This is a genomic window from Binatus sp. (SeqCode) (assembly GCF_035272065.1).
Lineage (GTDB): Bacteria > Desulfobacterota > Binatia > Binatales > Binataceae > Binatus.
The window spans coordinates 1-19,383 of record NZ_DATEQZ010000068.1; the positions used below are offsets into that span (position 1 = coordinate 1).

Here is a 19,383-nt window from a genome sequence, read left to right on the forward strand (position 1 = left end):
TCGGTCAAGGACTTGGCCCGCAAGCTCATGCGCTACATCCGTCACTACAATCGCGCACCCAAGCCTATCAAGTGGACTTACCGCGACCCCTCACAGCGCATCAGCCTTGATACCATTTCATCTGTTACAGGCCACTAGTAACCTTAAGCAACGATCAAAATATACTTCGTATTACGTAGTCCGTGGTACCCTGAAGCTGATTGGTGGTCGGAAAACGCGATCGCCAGGCCACAACTAAATTCAACGGAGAAATCAGAAGATGAACTCAATTCAACGACTTGCTGTCGGCGTACTGGGTATTGCGGCCTTGACTTGCGTCGGATGCGGCAGCAGCACCAAGGAAGTTGACACCACCACCTATGTTCCCGCGCCAGCGCCGGCTCAGGTCATCGTACAGACACCGCCGGTCCAGGTGACTCCTCCAACCACAACCAGCAGCACGTCGATCGACAAGTCCAGCAATTCGACCGATTCGAGCAATGGCGGCACGGTTGATAGCTCGAGTTCGCATCACAGCGAGTCCACAACCGTGACTCCGAGTAACTGATGCGAAGCGGGAGAATAAAAGCGGTCGTGGCGACTCTCGTCATCGGCTCATCGATTGGCCTGCTTGCCGCCAACGCGCGCGCAGAGACAAGCACTACTGGCGCCTCGAACTCGGCCGAGCACGACAGCGTGAACGTCGCGACGGAGCACCATTACAACTCGCCGGCTGAACGCGCTAACGACGCTCTGCTTATCACCGAGGTCAAGAGCGCGCTTGCCGACGACGGTGTTGCCGACGGCTATCCGGTCGTCGTCGATTGCGATCATGGCACCGTGCTATTGAGCGGCGTTGTCAAGTCGGCGCGCGACGCAAAGCATGCCGGTGATATCGCTGCGGCAGCGCAAGGTGTCGCCGGGGTGAAAAATCAGCTGACGTGGCACTAGCCTGCTGTCCGCGGATCGAAAGGTAAAATTACGATGCTATTGATCCTCATCATATTGCTGATTCTGTTTGGCGGCGGCGGCTATAGAGCCCATCACCACGGCGCCAGAGATCCGGGCGGCCTGCTGATGCTGGTGTTAATGATAGTGCTGGTCGTCTGGTTGGTCGGCGGCGGCCTCCACGTCTGAAGTTCCGCCGCTGGACGCCCACTGCGGGCCGCCGCTAATATTCGCGACGTAGCCTGCAAATGCGATCGCCGCTCAACCGATTGGCCCTATGCCCCGGAAATGGCGGTCGCCGCGTTCAATGGAATGTACGCGGGCTATCCCATTGATGAGTCGATACGCGCATCGATCGATCGAGGGACAGCCGAGCAACTCTTTCCGCGCCTACGCGATGGCCCGTGATCGTGCTGGTCGTCGGGCTAGTTGACGGGGGACTTCACCTCTGAAGTGTGCGTGCCGGGCAGCCGGCCGTTATCGGGAGAGGTCAGCCTCGCCCGAAGTGTTCACCAACGATTGAACGGCGCTGCCGGTGCTGACGATGAGGTCGGGCTTCTGATCGCCGTTAAGGTCGGCGACGACCGGGTTGCTCGACGAAATCCCGATTGGGAGTTCGGTCGGCGCAGCGAAAGTTCCGTCACCCTTGCCGGCGCGCACTTCGGAGTTTGCGAAACCGCAGCAGCTCGCGATCGCGAGATCCACGAAGCCGTCACCATTGAGGTCGGCAACCTGCAGACCGTCAGCATACTCGTCGAGCGTAGTCGGAATCGCAGCGCCGAAGTTGCCTTTGCCGTCTCCCGGAAACACGTACACGGTGCTGACGAACCTGTCTGCGCTGTAATTTGGCGCCGAGAGAACCACGATGTCCTGGTGGCCATCGTTGTTCACGTCCGCGATCGCGACCGCTTCCGGAAACACCGGCGCACGCAGTGTTCTAGGCGAATGGAAGGATCCGTTGCCGTTGCCGAATTGTATCTGCACTGAACCGGGGGAGGTGGAGTCCGGCGTTCCCTGGTCGGCGATCACCAGGTCCAGGCTTTTGTCGCCGTTTAGATCGGCGACTGCGAACGATACCGGGTTCAGCGGCGCGCCGATTTGCACCGGTGCATCGAACGAACCGTTGTCCTTGCCAGCGAGAAAGAATACCGCGCCTGAGGCCGGATTCGACAGCTCATCTGTAGTCACAACTCCGCCCGCGACAATGTCCAGCACCTTGTCACCGTTAAAATCACCGGTGACTATCGCGCCCGCCGTCGAACCGAACAGAGTATCGACTTCGCTGCTGAACGTGCCATTCCCGTTGCCGGGAAACACCGCCACCTCACCAACTCCCGAAGCGTCCGGCCCCGCGGGATGCTTCGTGATTCCCAAAATCGCGTCGTTCTTGCCGTCGGTGTTGACGTCGCCGGTGAGCACCAGCCTCGGGTCACCCGGGTGGTTGGCGCTGATCGCTGCGGTGGCGCGGGGGGCGAAGGTACCATCGCCGTTGCCAGCCAGCGTATACAGTGTGAATCCCTGCGACGGAACTATAGTCGTTGTCACGATGTCGGGCTTGTGATCACCGTTGAAGTCCGCGACGACGAACGCCGGGCCCGTGTCGAACGCATCGCCCGCCGCCGGATACGACGCCGCGCCGGCAAAAGTTCCGTCGCCGCGCCCGAGGATGAAATATGAGTCGGCTGTAGCTCCCTGGCGGGACCCGAAACCATGCTGATCGGCAGCGCTCACAACGATATCCGGGTTGCCGTCGCCGTCGAGATCGCTGACTCCGATACTGCCGCCGCCGTAGATCGACGCGTATCGCTGTCCTGCCTTGAAGGTGCCGTCGCCATTGCCGAGAAAAATCCCGACCGTGTTCTCGTAGCTGGGATTGATGGCAAAATTCACCGTCGCGATATCGATCTTGCCGTCGTGGTTGAAATCCGCCGCGACCAGGTTATCCGCACCAACGAACTGCGGCCCCGCCATCGAAGTAAAACGGCCTTTCCCGTCGCCCAGCAGGACACGGCCGTCGTTGGTCGCGATGTCCAAGTTGCCGTCGTGGTTGAAGTCAGCGACAGCCGCGAATGCTCGCGAGCCGCCGGCGATTGCGGGACCGTCGATAGCCGGCGTGAAGGTACCGTCGCCCCGGTTCAGGAACACCTGCACTGCGGGATCGGTGTCGCGTTTCGACGACGGCCGGCCAACGACAATTATATCGGGATGACCGTCGTTGTTAAGGTCGGCAACCGTCACGCCGTCGCTGATAAGCGCGGTCGCGTAGTCGGTCCTCGACTTGACGCTGCCGTCGGCGTTGCCGGGGAACACTGAAACTATCGCCACGCCGGTGTCGGGATTCTTGCTGACGACGACCAGTTCGGATTTCCGTCGCTATTCAGATCGGCCGAAGTCAAGGTGGCTGGCGTTCCCGGCGTCGCATATGAGGTTGAGGACGCGATCTTCGTGAGGCTGCTGTTCGCGATTCCAACCGTGATCGAATTTTGCGATGCGAAAAATCCGTCCGGCCACGCCATCGCCACGTAGTACACCCCCGCCGCCGTCTGATCGACCACGTGATAGCTCGATGAAACCCCTAGCCGCGAGTCGGCGCATTCCTGGAAGGTCTCCGCAACCACGGCGATCGTAAGGTTGATGGGGCTCTCGGCGTATGTTGTAAGACTGCACTGGAGATCGCTCAGCAGGAAGCTGATGGGACTGGGAAACGACAAGCACGCCCCGGCCTCGCCACCGAGATCGCTTTGCGCGCCAAGGAACTCGATCGGCGGCGACTTCCCAGAATCCGTTGCGGACCGGCCCGGCGGCACGCGGTTGATAATCGGCGCGCCTCGCAATGTGCGCGCGGGAACCCAGGTGTCTGCCGTTAGCGAGCCGCCTCGCGCATCGTCTAGGAGCGAGAGCAGCGGCCCGCGAAGTGGTCCCACCGCCAGCGCGAGCGTCAATAGCGCGAAGCCAGCGAGTGCCGCCGTCGAGCGCTTCGCTATACGGCTTGTCGTCGCCATGCCGAAAATCCCCTCGCGATTCCGGCTACGAGACCATCACATCGGAAGGTCCTATTTCAACTTAGCCGGGGCCTCAGATTTGCTCGCGCGCGAGGGATGCTGGACGCGACGCGCAGGCCGCGGCTAGTATCGCCGACGTAGTCTTGCAAATGGGATCGCCGCTCAACGTATTGTTCATCACAGCCGACCAATGGCGCGGCGACTGTCTTTCAGCGCTCGATCATCCTGTCGTTCGTACGCCAAATCTCGACGCGCTCGCGGCCGAAGGCGTGCTCTTCCGGCGTCACTTTGCCAACGCTGTCCCATGCGGTCCGAGTCGCGCGTCGCTTCACACAGGGATGTACTTGCAGAATCATCGTTCAGGCACCAATGGCACTCCACTCGATGCGCGCCACACCAACTGGGCCAAGGAGGCCGCATCGCACGGCTATGATCCCGTGCTATTTGGCTACACCGACACGAGCCAGGATCCTCGCGGGCTCGGCGCGGGCGATCCATGGCTCAAGAGTTATGAAGGCCCGCTACCCGGCATCCGGCCCGTATGCCTGATGATTGGCGCCCCGAAGCCGTGGACCGATTGGCTCAAGGCTCGCGGTTTCGAGGTTCCGGCGGACATTCGCTTCGCCTACGGCAATCGCGAGCCCGGCCCGGACTATGAAGACGGCGCGCCGCATCCCAAGCCGCTCAAGTACCCAGCGGAATTTGACGACACTGCATTCCTCGTCGGCCAGACGATCGACTACATCAAGAGCGCGAGCGGTCCTTTCGTCGCGCATCTGTCGCTGCTCCGGCCTCATCCGCCGTTCGTCGCGCCCGAGCCCTACAACTCGATGTACGATCCCGCGAATGTGCCGGGCTTCACGCGCCTGGCCACGCCGGAAGATGAGGCGCGTCAACATCCGTGGCTCGCTCATCAGCTAGCCCGCAGAATCTACAGGGCTACCGACAATGAAAAGAGACTGCGGCGGCTGAAGGCCGCTTACTACGGTCTCATGAGCCGGGTCGACGCGGAGATTGGAAGGCTGGTTCGCTTTCTCAAGGATTCGGGGCGCTGGGATTCGACGCTCATCATCTTTACTTCGGATCACGGCGAGCAGATCGGCGACCATTGGCTCATCGGCAAATGTGGCTATTTCGACGGCTCCTACCATATACCGCTAATCGTCCGCGATCCGCGGCCGCACGCCGACGCCGGGCGTGGCGCGGTCGTTTCATCGTTCACCGAAAACGTCGACATCATGCCGACTATGCTGGAAGCGATCGGCGCCGACATTCCAGTGCAATGCGACGGCGCCTCACTCGCGCCGTTCCTCGAAGGCGCGGGCCGCCCCGACCCGTGGCGCAGCGAAGCGCACTGGGAGTTCGACTTCCGCGATCCTTCCGACGACTCGGCCGAGCGCGCGCTCGGACTCACGATGCATCAATGCACGATGAACATCGTCCGCGGCGAACGGTATAAGTATGTTCATTTCACGAATCTGCCGCCGCTATTCTTTGACTTGCAGAAGGACCCGGGCGAGTTCGTGAACCTGGCCAACGACGCTTCTTACGCGCCGCTGGTACTCGATTACGCGCAAAAGCTCCTGTCGTGGCGGATGAACCACGACGAGCAGACCCTAACGCACATCATGCTCCGCGAAGACGGACCGATAACCCGCCGCGCGTTACGCTACTGAGTGTAGCGACCGCTACGGGCGCTCGCCGTGGCGGATGCGCGCTTCGATCGCGTCGAGGGCGCGCTCACAATTGGCGACCGCATCGATCACCTCATGCGCGCCTGCTGCTGCGAGCAGAGTTCGTGCGCTCTCGAGCCGACTCGCCTGCTGTGCGGGTGCGAGCGCGGAGAAATCCTCGGCGGACAGGCCGACCATGTTGCCGGTGCGGGCGACGCCGATCGTCCACACGCCCGCGCGCAGTCCTTCCTCAATGTCGACGGGGGTGTCGCCGACTTTCACGATGGCCTCGAGCGGCTCGACCTTCAGGTGTATCGCATTCGCGAAGATCATCCACGGATGCGGGCGTCCTGCACCGACGTCATCCGGTGTGATCGCGCAGTCTGGCTGATAGCCCTGCGCGGCGGCGGGTTGCAGGACCATGTCGAGCATCGCGCGCGTGTATCCGGTTGTGCTGCCTATTTTGATTCCGCGTTTGCGGAGGCGCGCGACCGTTTCCGCGACTCCATCGATCACCACCGAGTATTTCACCAGGCATTCGAGCTGAAGCGGCACGAAGTTCGCGAACAGGCTCTCCACGTCAGCCTCGGTCGGTGTGTGCCCGACAGCGTCGCGCCATTTGGCCGCGACGCTTGGTTCAAACAGAATTTTTCTGATGTGGTCCTTTTTGAGGACGCCCATGTCGCGCCGCGCTTGCGCCTCCGAGATCGGAACGCCGCGCTTGGCAAACAGTTGCTGCAGAACGCGGACTGGCGCGAGGCTGCCGTGATCGACCGTCGTGCCCGCCCAATCGAAAATGATTGCCTTCACCAGCCCCGAATACGATTGCTTCATTATATATTCATCTCGCGAATCATCTGTTCCGCCAAGCCGAACGACAGCGTCATGCCGGAGCCTCCGACCGCGGTGACGATGCGAACCCCGGGCGCCGCGTCGATCGCGACCCAGGATTTGTCCGGATGCTTCGCGTACACGCCGTACCATCGCTGCGCGATCGACAAGTCAGGCGCAATCAGGAACTCGCGCACGTTGCGCATCACGAGCTCATCGATTTCGGTCTTGTTGAAGATATCGACGGCGCGACCGTACTCGTGCGAGTCGCCAAGCGTCAGCGCGCCATCCGCGGTCTGCGAGACGAGAGTGTGAATGGCGAAGCGATCGTAGTCGGCCAGTTCGCGCGCGACCCGCTCCTTGTACTTCGGCAGCGTCGCCGCGCAGATTTCGAATGCGGGATAGAATCGCAGCGTGAGACCAGCAGCGAGCGACGGGCCAAGCTCCCAGCCATTTTTCTGCGGCGCCGTGCGCATCATCTGCAACTTGCATCGATCGATCGCGCTCGCCGCAAATAATTCCGGATAGAGCGTCTCAAAGTCATCGCCACCGCAAACAACCGCCTGCGTGGCCTGCCAGGTTTCCGAACCGGCTTCGATGTTTGGCAGATGAACCGATCGCACCGCGGTACCGAAGCGGAACTGAACGCCGAATTTCTCAGCGAGAAAGTCCGGCAGCTTCGCGAGAATCTGGCGCGGATCGACGGTGAGCTCCGTCGGACTCCAGATGCCGCCGAGAAGTCCCTTGGGATTAACCGATTTGCTCTTCTTCAGCACTTCACTGGGCGCAAGCCAGGTGCAGGTGTAGCCGAGCGCGGGCCCGCGTTCGCAGAACTCGCGAGCGACGTCGGCCTCGTCCTGATGATAGACGACGTGAAGCGAACCAGTCGGTCGATAAGCCAGTCCCGACGCGTCGAGTATCTCATTCCAGATTTGGCGACTGCGCGTCGCCATCTGATGAACGCCCCCGGCTCTTTGCCCGATCGGCCAGATCATGCCGAAGTTACGTACCGACGCTCCCTGCGCCCGCGGAGTGCGCTCGAACACCACGACCGAGCGCCCGCGCTTCGCCGCGAAGTAAGCATGTGCCAGACCCAGGATGCCGGCGCCGACGATCGCCACGTCAGCTTTTCGATTTGCGCTCACCTTCACAGCATTAGCACTTGACGCAAACGCGGTCAGTGCCCCGGCGTTGAACCTCGCTTCGAGTTGACGGTATGTACATTTAGTATGCGAGGTTCCCCTATCCAGTTCCGAAGCCACGTGGCGATGGGCGTCCTGGGATTCTCCGCGCTGCTGATTGCGACGTTGGCGACATCGCGCATCGCACACGGCACCGATCTGACGACGCCGTCCTTCCTCGTAGCCACTCGCGATCTGCAGGACCCGTTCTTTCAGCGCTCGGTCATTTTGATGGTGCCTTCCACCGAGCCGCCACTGCTCGCCGGCCTCATTATAAACAATCCCGCTAAAGAGCGGGTTCACGATATGTTCCCGCAGGCGCGCCAGTTGAAAGGCGCGGAAGAAACGATGTATATGGGCGGGCCGGTGGAACCGGACCAGGTGTCGGTGATCTTCCGCGCGTCGTCGGCAATCGGCTCTGCCACAAGGGTTTTTGACGACACTTACGTCGCGACCGGACGCGACGCGATTGCCGCGGTCCTGAAAGATCCGCGGATCGCCGATCTCCGCGTCATTTCGGGAAAGGCTCAATGGTTGCGCGATCAGCTCACGAGCGAAGTCATGGCGGGCGCGTGGTACGTGGTCCCGGCGAAGACCGACCTGGTTTTCAGCGACCCCAAGGACCTGTGGTCCACTCTGGTCAAGGGCGGCGATCTCGAGGAGGCGCAAGCCGGGCCGGGGCCACCGCCGAATTTGCCTTTCAGTCGCTTGGATGGTACAAACTGGCAGCGTCGAATCTCAGCCAATTGACTGGGAACGCGGTTGATCCCACGCCGCGCAGGACTTCTCAAGGGGACAACTTCAATGGCACGCACCAAGGAACGCAGTTTCGGTCAAGTACTTCGCGACCGCCGCCGGCAACTCGACCTCACCCAGGAAGAGGTCGCGCGGCGCATCAAGACTTCGACTCCGTACATCGGGCACCTCGAATCGGCCAAGCGCCACCCGTCGGACAAGATCGTAACGCGCCTGGCCGAAGTGCTCGGGCTCGATCGGCGGGAACTATTCTTCCTCGCCAATCCGCGCGCACAGGCGCTGCTGAGCCCCGAGCCGGAAACCGACGCGAAGTCGGCGTGGGAAGATTTTCGCAAGGACGATCAGCTCAGGCGCATCCACAATATCACGGGCGACGAGATGGAAATGCTGCAGCGCGTCGCGCTGCTCGGCGACGTCAAATCACCGCGCGACTTCATCTATATTCTCAACACCGTTCGTCACGCGGTCGGCCGCTAGCAAGCTCAGATCGTCTTTCGAAAGGCATCGGCCGGCGTCACCCGCATCGCGCCCAACACTGGAATTGCCGCGCTCAGAATACTGATCCCAACCGCGCCGAGGAGTGCCTCGAGCGCGGCGCCGTAGGTTACGGTGAGGTAGCCGGCGCTCTCCAGCACCGCGCGCAATGTCGTGCCGCTGCCGAACTGCCACAGCGCGAGCGCACATCCGAGCGCGCCGCCCGCGGCACCGATCAACGCGCATTCGCCGAGCAGAAGGCGGGCAATGTACGGTTGCTCGAATCCGATCGCGCGCAACACCGCCACGTCGCGCAATCTTTCGCGCACCATCATCGACATCGCGTTGGCGGCTATCAGGAAAATCGTGAGCGCGATCACCGCTGAGACAGCCGAGACGATGCCGCGGATGTCCCCGACCGTCGACATCAGGCCGGAGACCGCCTCGCTCTCAGTCATCGACGCGGTCTCGAAGTCCGAGTTGTGAAAGGCGCTGTCGATCTCATGAATGACCGACGGAACGTGAGCCGCCGAGTCAACCCGCGTCACCAGGAATCCCGCGGGATGCTTTTCTTCTGGAATACCGATCGCCTTTTCCGCTTCGACCAGGTAGTCGCGCCGAAACATGAAAAAATTTGGATAGTTGTCGGCCGGGATCTCGCCGGCCATCGCGAACTTGATGTCCAGCCGGTTGGAATCGCCCCGCAGCGTGACCACGTCGCCGACCTTCCAGCCGTGCTTACGCATCAGCAGGCGTCCCGCGACCGCGGCGCTCCGGTTGTTCGAGAACTGCTCGAGCACTTCCGGCGCAAGGTTGTAGTCGGGATACATCAGCGCGACTTTGTCCGCATCCAGCGCGAACGCCTGCACGGTTTCCGATGCGCTCTGATAGCTGGCGCGAAGCACCACCATCGGCGTGCAGCCGACGACGCCGGGAATCTTTTCGATCGTCCTGCAATCGCGCGCCGGCACGCCAAGGTAGCGCCCGTCCGCGTTATAGGAATAGATACGCAGGGTCTCCGAAGTCTTTTTGAGAATCATGTCGATTGAACCGGGTATCGCGGCGAGCACCGTGAAGATGAAAGTCGCGACCGCGAACGTGAGCATCGTCAGGATCGCGCGCCGCGGCTGCCGGATCACGTAGCGCAAGACCAGATGGATCGTTTGCATTGTCGTCACGCCTCGCGCAGTGACTCGACGATCGGAAGATGCGCCGCGCGCCAGGCCGGCATCAGCCCGCCGGCAATTCCAATCAGCAGCGCAGCGACGATTCCACCGCACAGAGCGCTCGCGGTGAAGGCCGACGAAAAGACCACGGCGCCCACGCTCATGAGACGGTGATTGAGACCGGCCGCCACCCCCAGGAGTATCGCCAGGAGATCGCCGGCGACGCCGCCGGCCACGGCGAGAATCACGCTCTCGACAATAAAACTCGTCAGCACCGACCCGCGGCTGAAGCCCAGCGTGCGCAGCACTCCCACTTCACGCGTGCGGCGCGCGACCGCGGCATACATGGTATTCATGCCGCCGAAAGCCGCGCCCGTTCCCACGATCAGGCCGACGATCAGCACCAGCTCGCGCAGCCGGTCGGCGACCTTGGCCTGCTCCGCAAAAAAATCCTTCTCACTGATTACGTCGACCGTCAGCCGCGCGTCTTCGGTGAGCGCGTTGCGAAAGGTGTCCTCGGTTCCCGGCTTCAGCACGACGTGAAATGACGAATAGCCGTTCTCGAATCGCGCGTCCTGCTGCAGGACGTCAATGTCCGTCCAAAATTCCGACTCGAGCGCGCTGCCGCGATCGGCAAAAACTCCGACAATCGTCCACCTGCGGCGCCCGTATCTGAATGTCGTGCCCACCGTCAACTCGGGGAACCTCGCTGCCTGCTTTTGTCCTATCGCCATCTCGTCGCGGCCCTGCGCAGGCCATCGCCCCGCCACCAGTGTGAGTCCGCGACGCATCCGATATGTGGCCGGCGACACGCCGCGCAGCGACGCCGGCCTGAACTGAATCGCGGGCCGGTTCACCGCGGCGTTGAACGGCACCACCATCTCGGGAGAAAAGAGCGCCGCACCCGACGCGTCGGTGGCTATCTCGGGCCGCGTCCGCAGGATGTCCGCCTGCGCCCGAGGGATGTAGCTCTCGCCCTCGGACACGGTGCCGCGGCTGAGAATAATCCAGTGACCGGGCTCTCCCACCAGCTCCAGGCTGCGCCGCAGCCCGCTGACGAAGCTCAGCAGGATAACGACCACCATCACAACCAGCGCTATCCCAAGCGCCGTCATCAACGAGGTCGTGCGCCGGACCATCAGGCTTCGTAGATTGTAGGTTATCGGAATCGCAGCCATTCATACCGGCTCGAAATCCGCGGCCAGACGGAATCCTCCCCAGCCCCGGCTGTTACCGCTCGATGTTCGCGCCCGCGCGCAACTCTACAAGTTGGCAACCGCGGTTTGCAACCAGCCTGATCGACGCGGGTTTAACAGACAGTCACGTGCCAGCGGGTATCATCAGACTGTCACCTCCGCGATGCGCCGGATGCGCCCGCGCCTCGAGCCATCCCCGCCGCGAACTTTGCCGCGACGCGACGGCGTGCGGCCGACCGATTCCCCTAGCACTCCCCAGTACGTGTGCGTCAGGTGAGCGCTTTCACGGAACCCCGGCTTCGACATCAGGATCGCGTGCAGCTCGGGCAGTCGATAGAACGGCACGCTCGGAAAAAAGTGATGCTCGATGTGATAGTTGACATTTTTCGGCGCAAGAAAAATCCGCTCGAGCCACGTCGCGTGCGTGGTCCGCGTCCGCGGGTATGCGATCTGCGGCCCGTCGATGTCGATCGCGTGATGCTCGGCGATGCCGCGAATGCGCATGACCAACACCAGCCACGTGAACATCGGGACGATCCAATACAGCGCGAACCCCTCGAGTGCGCCAGCGTATATAATGATACCCAGCGCGGCGGCGTAAAATCCGTAGCGCACCGCGAGAAATCCCACCGGCACCGAGTCCGCCGACGCCAACGACACCGCCAGTTTGAGCATCGCGGGGGCATTCAACCCCGTGACGTCGCGGAAAAGCGTTTTCGCCAGGTTGGGAATCGCCTGCGGAAATACCCACGCCAGATCGCCTTCCCGCCGCTTCAAGTCCGGATCCTGCGCAGTATTCAGGTACCGATGATGCGCAAAATGATTCTTGCGGTACTGTCGCGCCGTAACCAGATGCGGCCACGCCAGCGCTACTTCCGACAGCCAGTCGTTGAGCCGTCGATTGCGCAGCAGCCGGTAATGGACGCCGTCGTGCATCAGGACCAGCAGCGCGTGCTGGCGTGATCCGATGAACGCGACCGCGAACACGTACAGCATCGGATGCCAGAACCGCTGGCACAGGCAGATCGTGGCCACGATCAATCCCCACTCGACGCCGACGTGGATGCATCCGAGCGCCGGCTTGACGGTGGATAGCTCGCGCAGTTCTTCCCTGGTGAGTTTGACCGGAACATTCGTACCGATGTCGCCGAAGCGTTCCGCCTCGGGCGACGACTCTAATGCGGATCCGTATTTCATTGTTTCCCTCGAGCGCTGGTTGGACCGATCTGATTCGGCCGCTCACCTGAAATTGGCGCTATTGCATCTGCGCCGCGTTATCCTCATGCACCCGCTGCGTGCCCGCCATCGTCGGATCGCCGTCCACGAACACCGGCCGCCCGCCCGCCGTCTTCCCTTTCAGGAAATTTCGAAAGCGCAGGACGCGATTGTCGTCACGGGTTTCAACTATCAGTTGCGAAAATACGCGCGTCAGCTTGGCCAGCGATTCGCCCCCCAGGATCATCGGCTGCGCCCAAATCGCCTCCCCCTTGAGCGTTTCGAGATACGGATACTCGACCGGTTCCCCCGCCTCGACGAAACCCGCCGCGCGGTAGAACGGAGTCCCGTCGAACGGCTTGACTCCCAGGTATGCGAGGATCGCCCGCGCGTCGAGCAGGCCGGCCATGATTGCCGCTCCGGCCCGCGCCAGCGCGCCGGCGCCGATCGCACACGACCACAGTTCGCTTATCTCCAGCACCGATCGCGGCGGCAGATACGACAGGTCGGGCTTGGGACAGGTCTGCGGAAACATTTCGAGGTCATGCATCACCAGCCCGGCGATCATCCGCTCGGCCGGGTCGTTATCGTTTTCAAACAACGCGTATAGATTGCCGAAGGTCAGATGAATTCTGGCCAGGCGCGAGCGCGAACGTTCCTTGAAGCCGGCTCCATGCTTGGCGCGAATCTGTTCGGTGCGCGCGGCGAAAATTCTTCGTTCGGTTTCGGTGGACAGCAAACGCAGTTCCATTGAGTAGCTCCTTTCTTCAGGCTGAATTCGTCGCGTTCATTTGTGCTTGATTTGGAGACGCGGCTTCAGAATCTCGTGCCGCATGGCGGTGGCGAACGCGGCGCGCTAAATTGCCGATGCTGCCGGAAAATCGGCGCGCGTGCCGTCTGAGGTGTTAGAAAATTGGTCGTCAAACCCATAACACCGAGGTTACAAATACGCCAATTTGTAGTGCTAGCGGGTTTTACACGGGGCCGAGTTCGAAACGCAACGCAATTTGCGCGGGGGAAGGCTAAAAACGGCTCGTTTGTTGCCTATCTAGCATTAATTACGTACTTTTGGTTATAATTTGGCATTGGGGATGACCGACAAATGGGGCTCAAGAAACGTACTTCGCGCATCGCTGGGCTGACTGCGGAAATCGTAAAAAGTGCTGAAAGCGCTTCAAATCAGCGCGTTCCCGCACTTACCACTACTCCGGACGAAATTACGCGCCTTTGGAGTCGCGACTATGGGCGTGCTCTGCGCGGCTCTCTGAGCCGTGCCGAAGTGCGCGAGATTGTCAGCGAGGCAAAGCGCAAAGCATGGCCGCATCTGAACAACGAGGCGGTGCGCATGGGTTCGATGAGGGAATTTGCCGAACGCGCCTCATCGGTCGGCGCGGATTTTCGGATCACCAAGATGACTTGGCCGTCGGGCCTTTCGGTGCTCGGCTTTTACCTCGGCAGCGATTCCGGTTTAGAGAAGCGCCCCCTGATTTGCCTCAACGGCGCCCATCATCCGATGGCGGTCGGAACCGCGTTCATCCACGAAGTAGGGCACCACGTCACCGCGAAGCTTTTCTCCACACGCAACGAATCTGTGCAGCTCTCGCGCCAGACCGGCTACGAAGCGCACCTGAGCGATCCGCGCGAGCTCGCCGCCGACGTACTCGTGAGCCTGGGAGCTTATCCGCGCAACATGGCTGCGAAATTGTTCGACGCCGCACTGGCTCGAGAAATCGCCACGAGTGCGGATGAACGCGCCGAATCTCATGCCACCGCAAGCGCCATGCGTGGCCTGGCGCGCCGTTACGGCCTCGACCTGGAAAGACTGCGCCTCGAACAGAGGCTCCAGTACCAGGCCGGCCTCGTTCACTTCACCAAGTTGCGCCAGGCCCTCCTCGACGAATACGGCCTCTAGCTCTGTCCCCCTGCCAAAACTTCCAAGCGGGACGAAGTCCCGCATCTTTCTTTTAGTACTGGGTGCAGGGGTCACCCCTGCCCAAGGAAGCGTGAAACCCACGGAGGGGTTTCACTACAATGAAGTTCTTCTCCCTCGTCCTCTACCTCCGCGAACTCGTCAGCCCCAGCGCTATGCGCAGCTTCCCCTTGAGCAGGTGGATGAGCCTGTCCTCCCAGCACACGTAATTATCCGGAACGTCGAGCACCACGACTTTCTCCGCGTGCGCCTCGCCGAAGCGCTCGCGGATATGCCGGCGATGCGCTTCTTCCATCACGCAAATCACATCCGCTTCCTCGACCAGCTCGATACTGACCTGGTTCTTCGCCCACGGCTCGGTTCCCGCCGACGTAACCCACATCGGCGCGCACATCTCCGCCAGCACCATCGCCGCCGTCGGACTGCGATCCATATTCCCGGTACAAACCATCAGCACCTTCTTCATGATCGAAAGGCTACACCAGCCCCAATTCTTTCAGCGGCCCGCGATCTGACACCGGACGCCGCGAGGTTCCTGGCGTCAGCTTGACCGACCCGGGCGTACGCTCGAGCGCGTCGATCAGGTCGATCGACTTCGCATGTTCTTTCAGCGCGGGAATTACTTCCTGCGCGATCAGCCGCATGCTGGTCTGGCGATCCGCGTTGGCCACCGGCCCTTGCACGCTGAATATCACCAGCGACCCCGGGCGCAGCACGGTCAGGATCGCCTTCAGCTTCGGAATCACTGACTTGGGCGTGCCGATCACCAGTTGTATCGCCTTCTGCGCCTTCTGGTACCCTGGAATCAGCTTCTGCCTGATAGCTGCTGGATCGATTTCCACATCCTCAGTATGCCCGCGCATTTTGTCGCCGCTGATTCCGAGCCAGCTCCCTTGCGGCTGTTTCGCGAGCTTTCGAATCGCCTCTTTGGAGTTGTATCCGGGCGGCAGCGTATGCTCGACGCGCGCGAATGAGTTCTGGCCGCCGCCGAACAGAAAATTCTTACCCAGTTCCTGCGCCTTGTCTTCGGTCTCTGCCACGAAGGTCGGCAGCACGTAGCCGAAATTCTCCGAACCCGCTTCGTATCCGTGCTTGGCAGCCTCGTCCGCATAGTAATCCCACAAGTCGCAGGTGGGGCCGAGCGATGTGCCAAGGCCAAAATATGGATAGGCCTTTTCCGCGCACCACCGGACCGTCTCCGGGCTGAGCGTTCCCGGAATCCACATGGGAGGATACGGCTTCTGATAGGGCAGCGCCCACGGATTCACATGGCGGTAGTGAAAATGCTTGCCCTCGTAGCGCCACGGGCCCGGACGCGTCCACGCCTGCACGATAAAGTCGTGCGCCTCCTCGAAATATTCGCGGTTGTACGAAGGATTCGCGTTGTTGAAGAACTGCTCGCTGCCCGCGCCGCGCACCCATCCTGAGATCAACCGCCCGCGCGAAATAAGATCGATCTCCGCCAGCTCCTCCGCCATGCGCAACGGATGTTTGATCACCGGTAACGGGTTGCCAATCAGCAGAATCCGCGCCTTCTTCGTCAGCCGCGCCAGGATCGCCGCCTCCACGTTCATCACGCTTCCCATGCAGAAGGGGTTCCCGTGATGCTCGTTCAGCGCGACGATGTCGAATCCGAGTTCCTCGGCGTACAGGTTCTCGTCGATATAGTAGTTGTAGTCTTCGGCCGCGCGCTCGCGATCGAAGTAGCTATTCGAGACGGCGAAATGCCCGCCGTTGCGCAGTATCACTTCCTCGGGAATCCAGCGCACGGGACGTTCAGTGAAATATCCTACCTTCATAGTTACTCCTGAATAGCTATTCGGCTAGAAAACGACTGACTATCTTCACAAACTCAGTTGAGTTTTCAATTTCCGGCCGATGCCCGACGCCTTCAATCGTCGCGACTTTCGCTCCGGGTATCGCCTGCTTGTACGCGTCGATACATCCGCGGGGTACGACGCGGTCGCGCGTCCCCCACACCAGCAAGGTCGGAGTCCTCGTCCCGCGCAGCAGGTAGGGCAGGGCGGGATTGTGCATGTACGGTTCCCACCCGATTCGCGCCGACTCCGCCCGCGCGTCTTCGAACGCCTCGAACTGTTCCGGCGTCATCTCTCCGCCATACAGCTTGAGAAACTCCGGCGTCCCCGCCGGGTCCGCAACCGTCGCGCGCAAATGCGTGCGCATCGTGATCGGAAAGATATCCATGATCTCGCCCTCGGCGGGCTTAATCCCCATCGGCGCGACCAGCACCATCTTTGAAAAAATCTTCGGATCCGCCGCGATCATCTCAGCCGCAATAAATCCCCCCGCCGAATATCCGATGACATCGACCGGATCGAGCTTCAGCTCGCGCACCACCTGCGAATAAAATCCCGCCAGGTCCCGATAAGTCCTCACCCACTCGAGCTTCGGCGCCTTCCCAAACCCCGGCTGCAACGGAATGAACAACGTCCGCTCGTGCGCAAGCGTCTCGTTCCACGTCATCCACCCGGGATATCCAAGCTCATCATGAAAAATCAGGATCGGCTTCCCCGACCCGCCCTTCACGATGGCGAGCCTCTCACCCGCAAGGTCTACAATTTCCTCGGAAGATTTGATCACATCAACTCTCCTGTCTTCCCCTCTCCCTTTGAGGGAGAGGATCGAAGGTGAGGGTCCCCGTGCAGCGCGCGCTTTGCGAGCGATTCACGATTCTGCATCACCCTTCTTCGAATCGAATACCTCACCCGACATTCTCAGCACAAACCCCAAACTCCGTGACTCTTCCCGCGCCGTCAGTCACTCCTGATCAACCCGGTCACCCCCGCGATGAAAATCGCGCTCAGCAGCCAGCCCGCGATGATCTGAGTCCACAGGTACGCACGCAGAATTCCGCCATTGACGTGGATATTCCAACCCAACACCCTGCATTCGCCCGAGGCTTCCGCGCTCGGCCACCAATAATGTTCCTGATGGAGATTCACGAACGGCACGAACACATCGATCGAATACAGCAGGGGATTCATCTCCGCGGTCGGATCTTCCGTGGGCGGCGGTGTGTTCTCCGGCCACGTCAAACGCATCACGCCCGCCCGCTTGCCAATCGCTACGATGAAGGCGCCGAGAATGATCACCGCGAACGACCATACGATCGCCCGCAGCGGCCGATGCCCATAACCGATCGTAACTTTCAGAATCCAGCCGAGGACTCGACCCTGCCATCCATATTGCTCGAAGCTCGCGTCGCCGCTCGCGATCAGCACGCGCACTGCGCCCGCGTCATCGCCGGTCTCGTGCAGCACCTTGGCGAGTTGCCGGTAGGGTTGCGGATGGTATCCGCCGGGCTGGAGGCCAATCCATCGCAGCCGGGTCTCGGCATCGCCGGGCGTAAATGGAGGGCCGCCGAAGCCGGTATAGGTAAGGCCGTTGATCTGTAGATTGCCCGGCGCCGGCCAACTTCGTTCCTGATCGAGAATTGATGTAACCGAAGCGCCGCTCAGATCAAGCTGCGCGCCGTTCTGCATCACGACATAGTTCCAGAGGAAAAACCCGTTGACCTGCATCCCAGGAGCCGACAACCCATGAGGCTCGCCTTGCTTGCCCTCAAATGTCGCCCGATCCACGCTAAAATAGCTTCCTACCCGCGCGCCGACGAATTGAAGCAAGCCGTTGATCTTGGCGCGGCCTGTCTTCGACCCGACAATCTTGTCGGTTTCGGCGCTTACGAACGATACACCTCCTCCAATCGATGCCCACGACGCGTCGAGTGCGATCGCCCCGGAATTTAAAAATTTGCCTCCATCGCAGGCCAGGTCTGCGCCTATCTTCGCTTCGTACAGTTCGATACGGCCGTCCGCTTCGAAGCCGAACGTAAAGGCCGCGGTGGCTCTAACATCTGCGTAGATCAGATTCAGCGCGTCTCTCGCTGAGTTGGCGTATTTCTCCTCTGATATGTCTTGGGGATCCGGCGCGAACTCGAAATGGCCGGCGGTTGCGTGCAGCATTCCTAACTGAGCACTCTGCAAGTTAACTACGCCCTTGGAGTGATAGCCGCGACTCAGGTCGAGCACTCCCGCGACCTCTATCGCAGCTCCGTGAATCGAGCCGGTGGAGCTCCCGCGTAAGCTCAACGACGGGATCTCCGTCGATGAAAGCTCCATCGTCGCGGGAATCGAGCAGTTGCGCAGCGTGATCGCGAACGGCACGCGCACTTGCGACAGGTCCAACGGTCCTGCGATGCGCGCGCCCAGAACGCGGATGCCCTGCGGGTCGATTAGCCGGATCGCGTCAGGATCGACGCTCATCCATCGGATCAAGCCCGCGCGGATATTCCGTTGCGCATCCCAATTGTCGGCATGCGCGGGATCGTTCGACGGATCGGCCGGATTCGCACTGATACCCGCGACCGCGAACTCGCCGCGCCCGACATTCCTGACGTCCGCATGGTTCAGCAGCGCGCGCTCGGCCCTCGTCAGATTCGGGAATAGTGTCGCAGCGAGCCCAACAAGCCGACTCCCGCCTTCAGACTTTTCGCCCGGGATGCTAGCCGCCTGGCACGACGAACCAGCGATAAAAGCGCCAAGCACAAGCGCACACCAGGTCAACGCGGCGACGCGTCTCCTCATCGCGCGGCTCTCGAATCCGCACGATTCAAGATTCTGCCTCTGCTCTGGATCCCCCGAACATCACCCGCGCAAACTCACCAGCTATCGATGTACGGATATTTCTTCCCCGTCCGCGGCTCCGGCGGCGCACTCGCTTTCAATCCCGCCGCAATCCATCTCCTCGAATCCGCAGGATCGATCACGTCGTCAACTCCGAAATGCGACGCGTTGTTGATCGCTTTCCCCCGCTGGTACATCGTCGCCACCATCTCGTCGAAACGCTTCTTGCGCGCCGCCGGCTCTGTAATCGCCGCAAGCTCGTTGCGATAACCGAGCTTCACCGCGCCTTCGAGTCCCATCGGCCCGAACTCGCCCGTCGGCCACGCCACCGTGAACAGCGGCGCGTCGTAACTCCCGCCGGCCATCGCAATCCCTCCTAGGCCGTACGC

Annotated in this window: 20 protein-coding genes; 7 read left to right on the forward strand and 13 right to left on the reverse strand. The window is 61.3% G+C overall.

The window, feature by feature from the left end:
• Positions 1–259: 259 nt before the first annotated feature.
• The 3 genes from VJX68_RS13490 to VJX68_RS13500 are packed head-to-tail and all read left to right on the forward strand — an operon-like array spanning position 260 to position 1,116.
• Entirely contained in the window at positions 260–547 is a 288-nt protein-coding gene (locus VJX68_RS13490; RefSeq protein ID WP_324096225.1) for a hypothetical protein, read from the forward strand.
• A gap of 26 nt (positions 548–573) precedes the next feature.
• Entirely contained in the window at positions 574–930 is a 357-nt protein-coding gene (locus VJX68_RS13495) for a BON domain-containing protein (RefSeq protein ID WP_324096226.1), read from the forward strand.
• 33 nt (positions 931–963) lie between these two features.
• Positions 964–1,116 (forward strand): hypothetical protein, encoded by a 153-nt coding sequence (locus tag VJX68_RS13500; RefSeq protein ID WP_324096227.1) that lies wholly within the window; start codon positions 964–966, stop codon positions 1,114–1,116.
• Positions 1,117–1,404: 288 nt separating this feature from the next.
• On the opposite strand, the gene VJX68_RS13505 is transcribed toward VJX68_RS13500, so the two are convergent.
• A complete protein-coding gene (locus VJX68_RS13505; RefSeq protein WP_324096228.1) occupies positions 1,405–3,252 on the reverse strand; it encodes an FG-GAP repeat domain-containing protein in 1,848 nt (615 codons plus the stop codon).
• The gene (locus VJX68_RS13510; protein ID WP_324096229.1) at positions 3,243–3,929 is read right to left on the reverse strand and encodes a hypothetical protein; all 687 of its coding nucleotides are present in this window, start codon (positions 3,927–3,929) and stop codon (positions 3,243–3,245) included. The genes VJX68_RS13505 and VJX68_RS13510 overlap by 10 nt, the downstream gene beginning before the upstream one ends.
• Positions 3,930–4,078: 149 nt before the next feature.
• Here VJX68_RS13510 and VJX68_RS13515 point away from each other — a divergent pair, with 149 nt between their 5' ends.
• Positions 4,079–5,605 carry an alkaline phosphatase family protein gene (locus VJX68_RS13515; RefSeq protein ID WP_324096230.1) on the forward strand — a complete coding sequence of 509 codons (1,527 nt, stop codon included), beginning with the start codon at positions 4,079–4,081 and terminating at the stop codon, positions 5,603–5,605.
• A gap of 12 nt (positions 5,606–5,617) precedes the next feature.
• On the opposite strand, the gene phnX is transcribed toward VJX68_RS13515, so the two are convergent.
• Entirely contained in the window at positions 5,618–6,436 is an 819-nt protein-coding gene (phnX, locus tag VJX68_RS13520; protein WP_324096231.1) for a phosphonoacetaldehyde hydrolase, read from the reverse strand.
• Entirely contained in the window at positions 6,436–7,578 is a 1,143-nt protein-coding gene (locus tag VJX68_RS13525; protein WP_324096232.1) for a TIGR03364 family FAD-dependent oxidoreductase, read from the reverse strand. The genes phnX and VJX68_RS13525 overlap by 1 nt, the downstream gene beginning before the upstream one ends.
• Positions 7,579–7,662: 84 nt before the next feature.
• Between VJX68_RS13525 and VJX68_RS13530 the strand changes: the two genes are divergently transcribed.
• Together VJX68_RS13530 and VJX68_RS13535 are read left to right on the forward strand one after the other, a co-directional pair.
• The gene (locus VJX68_RS13530; RefSeq protein ID WP_324096233.1) at positions 7,663–8,364 is read left to right on the forward strand and encodes a YqgE/AlgH family protein; all 702 of its coding nucleotides are present in this window, start codon (positions 7,663–7,665) and stop codon (positions 8,362–8,364) included.
• A 54-nt stretch (positions 8,365–8,418) separates the two neighbouring features.
• Complete coding sequence (locus VJX68_RS13535) at positions 8,419–8,847, forward strand: helix-turn-helix domain-containing protein (RefSeq protein ID WP_324096234.1); 429 nt, start codon at positions 8,419–8,421, stop codon at positions 8,845–8,847.
• 5 nt (positions 8,848–8,852) lie between these two features.
• Here VJX68_RS13535 and VJX68_RS13540 read toward each other — a convergent pair whose 3' ends face one another.
• The 4 genes from VJX68_RS13540 to VJX68_RS13555 form a co-directional block, all read right to left on the reverse strand.
• Positions 8,853–10,013 carry an ABC transporter permease gene (locus VJX68_RS13540; protein WP_324096235.1) on the reverse strand — a complete coding sequence of 387 codons (1,161 nt, stop codon included), beginning with the start codon at positions 10,011–10,013 and terminating at the stop codon, positions 8,853–8,855.
• 5 nt (positions 10,014–10,018) lie between these two features.
• Complete coding sequence (locus VJX68_RS13545) at positions 10,019–11,188, reverse strand: ABC transporter permease (protein WP_324096236.1); 1,170 nt, start codon at positions 11,186–11,188, stop codon at positions 10,019–10,021.
• A gap of 162 nt (positions 11,189–11,350) precedes the next feature.
• A complete protein-coding gene (locus tag VJX68_RS13550; RefSeq protein WP_324096237.1) occupies positions 11,351–12,403 on the reverse strand; it encodes a fatty acid desaturase family protein in 1,053 nt (350 codons plus the stop codon).
• A 58-nt stretch (positions 12,404–12,461) separates the two neighbouring features.
• Positions 12,462–13,172 carry a hypothetical protein gene (locus VJX68_RS13555; RefSeq protein WP_324096238.1) on the reverse strand — a complete coding sequence of 237 codons (711 nt, stop codon included), beginning with the start codon at positions 13,170–13,172 and terminating at the stop codon, positions 12,462–12,464.
• Positions 13,173–13,700: 528 nt separating this feature from the next.
• Here VJX68_RS13555 and VJX68_RS13560 point away from each other — a divergent pair.
• A complete protein-coding gene (locus VJX68_RS13560; RefSeq protein ID WP_324096239.1) occupies positions 13,701–14,333 on the forward strand; it encodes a hypothetical protein in 633 nt (210 codons plus the stop codon).
• A 142-nt stretch (positions 14,334–14,475) separates the two neighbouring features.
• Here VJX68_RS13560 and VJX68_RS13565 read toward each other — a convergent pair whose 3' ends face one another.
• From VJX68_RS13565 to VJX68_RS13585, 5 genes are all read right to left on the reverse strand, one after another.
• Positions 14,476–14,817 carry a low molecular weight phosphatase family protein gene (locus VJX68_RS13565; RefSeq protein ID WP_324096240.1) on the reverse strand — a complete coding sequence of 114 codons (342 nt, stop codon included), beginning with the start codon at positions 14,815–14,817 and terminating at the stop codon, positions 14,476–14,478.
• A 10-nt stretch (positions 14,818–14,827) separates the two neighbouring features.
• Positions 14,828–16,150 carry an LLM class flavin-dependent oxidoreductase gene (locus VJX68_RS13570; protein ID WP_324096241.1) on the reverse strand — a complete coding sequence of 441 codons (1,323 nt, stop codon included), beginning with the start codon at positions 16,148–16,150 and terminating at the stop codon, positions 14,828–14,830.
• A 16-nt stretch (positions 16,151–16,166) separates the two neighbouring features.
• A complete protein-coding gene (locus VJX68_RS13575) occupies positions 16,167–16,952 on the reverse strand; it encodes an alpha/beta fold hydrolase (protein WP_324096242.1) in 786 nt (261 codons plus the stop codon).
• A gap of 173 nt (positions 16,953–17,125) precedes the next feature.
• Positions 17,126–18,955 (reverse strand): hypothetical protein, encoded by a 1,830-nt coding sequence (locus VJX68_RS13580; protein ID WP_324096243.1) that lies wholly within the window; start codon positions 18,953–18,955, stop codon positions 17,126–17,128.
• 74 nt (positions 18,956–19,029) lie between these two features.
• Positions 19,030–19,383: carboxyl transferase domain-containing protein (locus VJX68_RS13585; RefSeq protein WP_324096244.1), on the reverse strand; the 354-nt coding region annotated here is incomplete at its 5' end.

Excerpts from the sequence above, each read along its gene's own strand:
- VJX68_RS13570 (WP_324096241.1), bottom strand. The coding sequence starts at position 16,150 with ATGAAGGTAGGATATTTCACTGAACGTCCCGTGCGCTGGATTCCCGAG.
- VJX68_RS13510 (WP_324096229.1), bottom strand. The coding sequence starts at position 3,929 with ATGGCGACGACAAGCCGTATAGCGAAGCGCTCGACGGCGGCACTCGCT.
- VJX68_RS13530 (WP_324096233.1), top strand. The coding sequence starts at position 7,663 with ATGCGAGGTTCCCCTATCCAGTTCCGAAGCCACGTGGCGATGGGCGTC.
- VJX68_RS13545 (WP_324096236.1), bottom strand. The coding sequence starts at position 11,188 with ATGGCTGCGATTCCGATAACCTACAATCTACGAAGCCTGATGGTCCGG.
- VJX68_RS13490 (WP_324096225.1), top strand. The coding sequence starts at position 260 with ATGAACTCAATTCAACGACTTGCTGTCGGCGTACTGGGTATTGCGGCC.
- VJX68_RS13555 (WP_324096238.1), bottom strand. The coding sequence starts at position 13,172 with ATGGAACTGCGTTTGCTGTCCACCGAAACCGAACGAAGAATTTTCGCC.
- phnX (WP_324096231.1), bottom strand. The coding sequence starts at position 6,436 with ATGAAGCAATCGTATTCGGGGCTGGTGAAGGCAATCATTTTCGATTGG.
- VJX68_RS13565 (WP_324096240.1), bottom strand. The coding sequence starts at position 14,817 with ATGAAGAAGGTGCTGATGGTTTGTACCGGGAATATGGATCGCAGTCCG.
- VJX68_RS13550 (WP_324096237.1), bottom strand. The coding sequence starts at position 12,403 with ATGAAATACGGATCCGCATTAGAGTCGTCGCCCGAGGCGGAACGCTTC.
- VJX68_RS13540 (WP_324096235.1), bottom strand. The coding sequence starts at position 10,013 with ATGCAAACGATCCATCTGGTCTTGCGCTACGTGATCCGGCAGCCGCGG.
- VJX68_RS13535 (WP_324096234.1), top strand. The coding sequence starts at position 8,419 with ATGGCACGCACCAAGGAACGCAGTTTCGGTCAAGTACTTCGCGACCGC.
- VJX68_RS13500 (WP_324096227.1), top strand. The coding sequence starts at position 964 with ATGCTATTGATCCTCATCATATTGCTGATTCTGTTTGGCGGCGGCGGC.
- VJX68_RS13515 (WP_324096230.1), top strand. The coding sequence starts at position 4,079 with ATGGGATCGCCGCTCAACGTATTGTTCATCACAGCCGACCAATGGCGC.
- VJX68_RS13580 (WP_324096243.1), bottom strand. The coding sequence starts at position 18,955 with ATGAGGAGACGCGTCGCCGCGTTGACCTGGTGTGCGCTTGTGCTTGGC.